The following is a 6,806-nucleotide window of genomic DNA, read 5'->3' as shown; positions in this document are numbered from 1 at the left end:
GCAATACATCCAGAATCAGTCAGAGGGTGCTATCCATCCCCACCGTATAGACGGTAGGGAATTCCGCACCTTACGTTAAAGAGTTTCCCTGACTGGTTCCCGCCGCGGGTGGCACGGTGGCAGCACGCTGAGACCTCTGTACCAACAAGTCTGGGAAGCGTGAAGCCCGTACGCTATCGGTTCGCGCAGCGTGCTGTAAGCCATGTTGTGTTGACTCAACGAAGATGAGGGTCGGGAGTGCGTCACTGGATTGGAATCACAGGCGCAAGCGGTAGGGCTCTTCCTCAAGTCCACTGGGCAGAGGCGGCGGGAGAATCTCGATCTCGCCCGTGGGCAACGTGCGCAGCACCGTCCCCAATTGGGTCAGTTGTTCCAGAACAAACTGGCGGGTATCCCGGTCGCTGGTGGCGTTAAACACGCTTAGCCAGACATCGAAGCGGGAGCGGCGGCTGAGGGGGCTGCGGGCGATGTTGTCCCCCAGTTGGCGAAAATCGTCACCGGGCAAGCCCACCTGTTCCCGCCAGGCGGCGGCTTGGTAGTAGTCGCGGCGGCCCGCTTCCGCATCCCCCAAAAACATGAAGTTGATCAGGGCGCGATCCACGTAGAGCCGCCAGGCATCGGGGTTGTTTTGGGGGTTAAACTGCTGCAGGCCGCGATCCAAAATCTCGACGGCTTTTTCCGGCTGGCCAGCCCGATAGGCCAACACCAAGCTGGAGAGGCGGTAGCCTAAGAAGAAATTGGGATCCAGCCGCAGCATGTGGTCGAAGTACTCGTAGGCAAGGCCGTAGCCAGTTTGGGCGCGAGCAGGGGCGTCGCCGTAGTACTGGATCAGCTCCAGCCACAGCCAGGAGGCGCCCAGGTTGCGGTAGCCCAGCCAGCCCAGGGTGGTGGCCAGGGCAATGTTGCGGTTTTTGCGGGCCTCGGCATTTTCCAGGGCCTCTAGATTGATTCGCTCCAGCATCGGCACCTGCAGCCGTACCACCAGGATCCCGCACAGCAGCGCCCCGCCCACGGCGGCCAGGGTGCCTGTCAGGGAGAAACGGGAGTGGCGACGGGGCAAAGCAGCAGCAGTCATGGCCAGTTCTCAGCAGATCTCTATTGCTCGGCAGCGCCGCCGCGACCAGCGGCTAGACTCAATCATAGCGATGGCCTTGCTTCTCTCGATCTCCCTTGCACTTTTCCCCTGCCGATGACCAGATCTGCTCTCTCGGCTGCAGACCGGGCCCTCAGCCTCTACGAGGCCCTGCCCTACCCCAATGTGCCCCTCTCCCAGTCGGCCCGCAATGCCTTGGGGGAGATGTTCAAGATGAGCTATACCACCGCCCAGTACCTGCGCACCCACATGCTCGTCCCGTCAGAGGGCAAGGTGATGCTCAACGCCGGCTGTGGCTCCGGCTGGGAGACGCTGATGATGGCGGAGGCCAATCCGGGCGCCCAGATTGTGGCTTGTGATCTGTCGCCGGCTTCCGTCAAGCTCACCGAGGAACGCCTGCGCCGCCACGGCTTCACCGATGTCCAGTGCTACGTCCTCAACGTGCTGGAGCTGGATCGCCTGGGGATCCAGTTCGATTTCATCAGCCTGAACGACGTTCTGTATTTGTTGGCGGATCCCACTGAGGGCTTGCGGGCGATGAAAAAGGTTCTCAAGCCCGAGGGCATCATTCGCGCCAATCTCCACAGCCGCATCCAACGCCAGGTGTTTTTCCGCCTGCAGGAAGCCTTGCAAAAGGTGGGGCAATTCGACGTCCCGCCAGCAGTAGGCGCCAAGAACGTGCGGGAATTCATGGGATCCCTGCAGGAAGAGGTGGCCAAGGCAGTGCTGTGGAACCCGGCCAACTATACCGAAGACGCCGCCATCCTGAACAACTATCTGCTTGCCAACGACAAGGGATTTACGATCCCCGAGGTGTTTGGCATGTTGCAGCAGGCAGGGTTGGGCTTTTTAAGCCTGGTGGATATGCCCGACTGGTCGGTGGAGTCTCTCTTTAAGCAAGTGCCGGAGTTTGTGCGGCAACGGCTGGAAACCCTCAGCGTTATGGAGCGGCTGCACCTCTACGAGCTGATCCGGCCTGCCCATCGCCTCATCGACTTTTGGGCCGAGCACGCCGGCTCTTCCCTGGTGCTGCCTTGGACGGATGCGGATTGGCTGACGGGATCCGTGCAGTTTAACCCCCTGCTGATGGACAATACCCGCTTCCACCAGGAGTACAACAAGGCCCTGCAAGAGAACCGCCCCTACGAAATGCAGTGGACAGGGGCCACCCACGGGCGGATCAGCATCCCTGCCGAGAAGGTGAGATGGCTGGCTCCGCTGCTGCAGGGGCCGACTCCGGTGGCAGAGCTGATTCAACGGGTCGTCGAGCTGGGATCCCTGACGAAAGAACAGGCAACCGACGAGGTGTTGACCTTCCTGACGGCGTTGGAAGACTTTCTCTTTGTCATGCTGCAGTAGAGCCGTTTACCCGTTCCCGCTCCAGCCCAGCTCCCCTCTCCCAGAGGGAGAGGGGGCGGGGGTGAGGGCAGTGGCCCCAAGCGCCTGAAAGGTGCCTTAATCTGGTTTGAGATGTCGAGAACTGTACGACCCGGATGCCTGCCTGGCCGGCACGTCGTTTCTATGCAGCTCTGCAGCGAGGGCTGACCCAGCCCTTGGATCGCTGGGTAGCCGGGATCACCCTCTGCAACTTGGCGATTGGGGTGATCTTATTTTTGCTGGGCAACCATACGGCCCCCTATGTGCGGGATTTCAACTGGCAACAGCAGCGGGTGGGATCCCAGGAACTGCAGATGGTGCTGACCTTCAACCGCCCTATGGATGCGGACAGCGTTGCGGCCAACTTGGAGATCCAGCCGCCTCTGCCGGGCCGGATGCACAAGCTGGGCCGCCGCTTTTTTTGGACCCTGACAGAGCCGGCCCCCTACGGCCAGACCTACCGGCTGCGCCTAAAGGCCGCCGTGGATGAGCGGGGCCAGCCCATGGTGCGACCTTTTGAGGGGGAGTTTCGCACGCCGGATCGGCAGTTGTTGGGGATCGGCACGGAAGCAGACCAACGGGGGCGGCTGTTCCTCTTTAACCTGGAGACGGGATCCACCACGTTGCTGACGCCAGCCGGGCTGAAGGTCACTCAAATGCAGCCCAGCGCCGATGGCCGCTTTGTCTACTACTTTGCCACCACCACCAGCCTACAACACCAGGATCTGTACCGCCTGGATCTGGAGGATCAGTCTTCCCAGTTGCTGCTGGATCACCAGGGCTACCAAAACCTGCGCTTCCAGGTCTCGCCGACGGGGGAGCTGGTGGTAGCGGAGCGGATCCCCCTGCAACGGGATCCCCTCGCCCCTGTCCAGACGGAGCTGTGGGTCCAGAAAAGGAGACAGGATCCCTTTGAGCGTCTGGAGCTGGACACGGCTTTGGGGGGAGACTTTTTCATCAGCCCTGATGAGAGCAGCTTGCTCATCTCCCAGGGGCAAGGGGTGGGGATTGTGCCCCTGCACCCGCGGGCGGCAGCGGAGAGCTTTTTGGCCCAGTTCGGCCAAACCTTGGCCATCCGTCCCGACGGGGCTTTCGGGGCTTTGCTGCGCTTCAATCCCGACTACACCCGCAGCCTCTTTATCGTCAGCAATACCGGCACCAGCGAGGAGATTTGGGTAACCGAGGGCTCCGTTGCCAAAGGAGCTTTCTCGCCGAGGGCGCCTGTCTTTTACAGCTTGGTGAGCGAGGTTGAGGTTGCCGGCAATCAGGGCGAGTTGGCGTTGCCGGGCTACAGCGAATCATCCCGCCTGCTGGCAATCGTGTTCAGCAGCGGTGGCGCTGCCCAAGCTGGCAAGATCGCGGAGATGGTGCGGGCCGACTACCCCTTTGAGCTGGACTTCAGCCTTTCCCCTGACGGCCGCCTGTTGGCCTACACGCTTTTGCAGCCCTTGCAAGAGGAGATTCCGGATCCCTGGGCTCCCCTCAGCCGCAGTGGGCAAGCCATCCGGAGCGCGCAAGTGTGGTTGCTGGACTTGCAAGATGGACTGCCGCTCCCCAACAGCCGTCGTCGCCTGCCGCTGAGCAGCAGCGCCTTGGCCTGGATCCCTTAGGCCAAGCAGGAGAGGCCACCTGGGGAGCAAACCTGCCTAGAATCAAAACAGTGTGTTGGAGGAGAGGGGGCTATGCGGCTCATTGACGGACAGGGACGTCTTTTGGGAAAAGTCAGTCTTCTAGATCTGGGGGCGCTGGCGATTGTGGTGGCGGCCATTGTCGCCGTTTTGTTTTTGCCAGGGCGGCAAGCGGGCAGCGTCGTCCAGGTGGGGGGCGGCCCTACCCTGCCGGTGGAAGTGGACATGATCGTGCGGGGGGTCAGCAGCCGATCCCTGGAACCCTTTCAAGTGGGTCAGAAGGCTGACTTGATCATCCGCAACCAGCCCTACGGCCAGGTGGAAGTGGTGCGGATAGAAAATGTCAGCCGCACGGTTCCGGTGGTTTTCCCCGATGGACGGGTCGAGAACTTGCCTGACCCAGAGTCCTACCGCTTTGATCTGGTGTTTACCTTGCGGGGACGGGGCCAGCGGACCGAGAACGGCATCGTCCTGGGCAACAACCGCGTCAAAGTTGGCGTTCCCCTGGAGCTGGAGACTTTTAGCTACAACTTGCGCGGCACTGTGATGGATGTGCGGCTGCTGCAATCGTAGAGGACACCAACCCTGATGCAGCTACAGGAGATCGCCCAAAAATTGGGATGCGCCTACGAGGGGGATCCCACCCTCGAGATCCACGGCGTAGCTAGCCTGGCGGAAGCTCGCCCAGGCGAGCTGAGCTTCCTCAGCGAAGACCGCTACTTGCCCCTCTTGGAGCAAACCCAAGCCAGCGCCGTCATTGTGGGCGAATCTATAGCTTTACCTCGCCCCATCCCCTGCCTGCGGGGCAGGGATCCCCGCTTGCTCTTTGCCCAGGCCATCGAGCTGTTTTACCAACCCTATCGCCTGCCCACCGGGATCCATCCCACAGCCGTGATCGATCCCAGCGTTGAGTTGGGAGAGGGGGTGGCCATTGGGCCGCATGTGGTGGTGATGGAAGGGGTGAAAATTGGCGACTACACCCAAATCCACCCCAACGTAACCATCTACCCCCACGTGCGGATTGGATCCCGGTGTCAGCTTTTCGCCAACTGCGTCATTCACGAGCGCACGGAGATTGGCGACGACTGCCTCATCCACAGCGGCGCTGTGATTGGCGACGACGGCTTCGGCCACATTCCTCTCCCCGATGGCTCCTGGCGGCGCATGCTGCAGGCGGGCCGGGTGGTGCTGGAAGACGGTGTAGAAGTGGGCAGCAACACCACCATCGATCGGGCCGCCGTCGGGGAGACCCGTATTGGCCGCGGCACCAAGATCGACAACCTGGTGCAGATCGGCCACGGTGTGCGCACGGGATCCCACTGCTTAATCGTCGCCCAGGTGGGCATTGCCGGCAGCACCCAGTTGGGCCACCACGTCATTTTGGCCGGGCAATGCGGCCTGGCCGGGCACCTGCACATCGGCGATGGCGTGCGCGTGGCCGCCCAGACGGGCGTTACCAGCGACATCCCCCCTGGCCAAACCGTGGCCGGCTACCCCCATCAGCCCATTGCCGAATGGCGCAAGAGCATGGCAGTTCAGCGACATTTGCCTGAGCTGCAGCGGGCCCTGCGCAAGCTAGAAGCCCGTGTGGCCAAGCTAGAAGAGAACCATGCAACAGAGGAATCGGAAAGACCCTAGCCAGGAGTCATCCACCTTTCTCACCCCAATGGCGGTGCTTTACTCCTGTGACAACAAGGACTGCAGAGTGTTCAGGTACTCGTTGATGTTGCGCCGGTTGCCGCCGAAATCGTATTCCCCAATACGGCCCACCGAAGTGATGTGCAGACGAGTATGGCCGGGATCCCCTTCGATGGGCGATAAGGAAACCGTTAGATCGTCCACGAACTTAAAAAAGTTGGTGCGGGAGATCCCTTTCACTTCCAGCGCCTCGGTATTCACAGACAGCAGCTCGCCTCGCTTCCAGACTTGAAAAGCCTGTTCAGCCGCCTTCAACACCTGCTCTGGACTGGCTGCAACCACAACCTCCTGTTGGGCGCGGTTGTAAGGGGATCCGCCCAGAGTGGCTGCTTGCACAGGGGGGATCCCGCCTGCCCAAGCAAAAAGCAGCACTGCCAAGAGCACCAAAGGTTTCCAGAAAGACATGAGAGCAGGAAAAGAGGTTTGCACCCCCCATTATGCTTCCTTTTCTAGAACGTTTTTCCCCTTCCACTGCCAGGTTTGCCTATGGGCTAGCCTATAGCTCAATCAACTCACCCGACCTGCGTGCCTCATGTTGGCTCCAGAGAAAGTCCAAGAAAAGACAACTCCCCTCACCCGCCAGCAACTGGCGGAGCTCATGCCCTCGGCCCAGGGGCTGCTCAGTGATGAACCGGAAATGGAACACTCCCTCCACGCCCTGCAGCTTTTGATTCTGGTGAGCTGCCTCACCCGCCTCTGGCAGGATCGCAACGACTACTTCCTCGCCTGGAACCTCACCGTTTACTACAGCCGAGAGCAACTCAAAAGCAAAGACTTCCGCGGCCCAGATCTGTTTTTGGTCAAAGGGGTAGAAAACCGCCCCCGCCCCTCTTGGGTGGTGTGGGAAGAAGGGGGCAAGTACCCGGATTTGATCGTCGAGCTGCTTTCGGAATCAACAGCCAAGGTGGATCGGGGTGAGAAGCGGGAGCTTTACGAAAGGGTTTTTAGGACACCCGAGTACAGCCTGTTAAGTAATCAAGGGGTACAGTAGCAACACTTAGCAAACCAAC

7 protein-coding genes are annotated in these 6,806 nt (G+C 60.7%); 5 read left to right on the top strand and 2 right to left on the bottom strand.

Annotation, left to right across the window (positions count from 1 at the left end):
• Positions 1 to 256 precede the first annotated feature (256 nt).
• Positions 257 to 1,075 (bottom strand): hypothetical protein, encoded by an 819-nt coding sequence (locus NW826_RS04340; RefSeq protein ID WP_414509533.1) that lies wholly within the window; start codon positions 1,073 to 1,075, stop codon positions 257 to 259.
• A gap of 114 nt (positions 1,076 to 1,189) precedes the next feature.
• Here NW826_RS04340 and NW826_RS04335 point away from each other — a divergent pair, with 114 nt between their 5' ends.
• From NW826_RS04335 to lpxD, 4 genes are all read left to right on the top strand, one after another.
• Positions 1,190 to 2,452: a class I SAM-dependent methyltransferase gene (locus NW826_RS04335; protein ID WP_414509532.1), complete on the top strand. Its 1,263-nt coding sequence runs from the start codon at positions 1,190 to 1,192 to the stop codon at positions 2,450 to 2,452.
• 134 nt (positions 2,453 to 2,586) lie between these two features.
• Entirely contained in the window at positions 2,587 to 4,080 is a 1,494-nt protein-coding gene (locus NW826_RS04330) for a hypothetical protein (protein WP_414509531.1), read from the top strand.
• 72 nt (positions 4,081 to 4,152) lie between these two features.
• Positions 4,153 to 4,671: a DUF4330 domain-containing protein gene (locus tag NW826_RS04325; protein ID WP_414336026.1), complete on the top strand. Its 519-nt coding sequence runs from the start codon at positions 4,153 to 4,155 to the stop codon at positions 4,669 to 4,671.
• Between the two features lie 15 nt (positions 4,672 to 4,686).
• Positions 4,687 to 5,736, top strand: a complete 1,050-nt coding sequence (gene lpxD, locus NW826_RS04320; RefSeq protein WP_414509530.1) for a UDP-3-O-(3-hydroxymyristoyl)glucosamine N-acyltransferase — start codon at positions 4,687 to 4,689, stop codon at positions 5,734 to 5,736.
• Between the two features lie 39 nt (positions 5,737 to 5,775).
• On the opposite strand, the gene NW826_RS04315 is transcribed toward lpxD, so the two are convergent.
• Complete coding sequence (locus NW826_RS04315; RefSeq protein WP_414509529.1) at positions 5,776 to 6,225, bottom strand: DUF1499 domain-containing protein; 450 nt, start codon at positions 6,223 to 6,225, stop codon at positions 5,776 to 5,778.
• Between the two features lie 103 nt (positions 6,226 to 6,328).
• Here NW826_RS04315 and NW826_RS04310 point away from each other — a divergent pair, with 103 nt between their 5' ends.
• Positions 6,329 to 6,787, top strand: coding sequence for a Uma2 family endonuclease (locus NW826_RS04310; protein ID WP_414509528.1), 459 nt, complete (start codon positions 6,329 to 6,331; stop codon positions 6,785 to 6,787).
• The last annotated feature ends 19 nt before the right edge of the window (positions 6,788 to 6,806 follow it).

Origin of the sequence: Synechococcus sp. OH20, from assembly GCF_047502685.1 — a bacterium.
Taxonomy (GTDB): domain Bacteria; phylum Cyanobacteriota; class Cyanobacteriia; order Thermostichales; family Thermostichaceae; genus Thermostichus.
The sequence above is the reverse complement of the archived record's forward strand: the minus strand, read 5'-3'. Positions and strand labels throughout refer to the sequence as shown.

Bases quoted from the DNA above. Each gene is read 5' to 3' on its own strand.
- NW826_RS04340 (WP_414509533.1), bottom strand. From the start codon at position 1,075: ATGACTGCTGCTGCTTTGCCCCGTCGCCACTCCCGTTTCTCCCTGACA.
- NW826_RS04335 (WP_414509532.1), top strand. From the start codon at position 1,190: ATGACCAGATCTGCTCTCTCGGCTGCAGACCGGGCCCTCAGCCTCTAC.
- NW826_RS04330 (WP_414509531.1), top strand. From the start codon at position 2,587: ATGCCTGCCTGGCCGGCACGTCGTTTCTATGCAGCTCTGCAGCGAGGG.
- NW826_RS04325 (WP_414336026.1), top strand. From the start codon at position 4,153: ATGCGGCTCATTGACGGACAGGGACGTCTTTTGGGAAAAGTCAGTCTT.
- lpxD (WP_414509530.1), top strand. From the start codon at position 4,687: ATGCAGCTACAGGAGATCGCCCAAAAATTGGGATGCGCCTACGAGGGG.
- NW826_RS04310 (WP_414509528.1), top strand. From the start codon at position 6,329: ATGTTGGCTCCAGAGAAAGTCCAAGAAAAGACAACTCCCCTCACCCGC.